Below are 237 nucleotides of genomic sequence, written 5' to 3'. Positions count from 1 at the left end.
CGCCAAGCGGCAAAATTGAGATTTACTCCAAAACGCTGGAAAAATTTGGCTATAAGGATTGCCCGGCACACCCAACCTGGCTTGCGCCTGATGAGTGGAAGGGTACCGCCGACGAGAAGCAGTTGCAGCTTCTGACCGCACATCCGGCACACCGTTTACATAGTCAGCTTAACTATGCGGAACTGCGTAAAAAATATGCGGTTGCAGATCGTGAACCAATCACTATTCACACCGAAG

Annotated in this window: 1 pseudogene; it reads left to right on the top strand. The window is 50.2% G+C overall.

Features of this window, described 5'->3' with window-relative positions:
* Positions 1 to 237: pseudogene (locus SB725_RS33805) on the top strand (anaerobic dehydrogenase); the annotation flags it as partial.

This window comes from Pseudomonas sp. SIMBA_041 (assembly GCF_046535095.1).
Lineage (GTDB): Bacteria > Pseudomonadota > Gammaproteobacteria > Pseudomonadales > Pseudomonadaceae > Aquipseudomonas > Aquipseudomonas mucoides.
The sequence above is the reverse complement of the archived record's forward strand: the minus strand, read 5'-3'. Positions and strand labels throughout refer to the sequence as shown.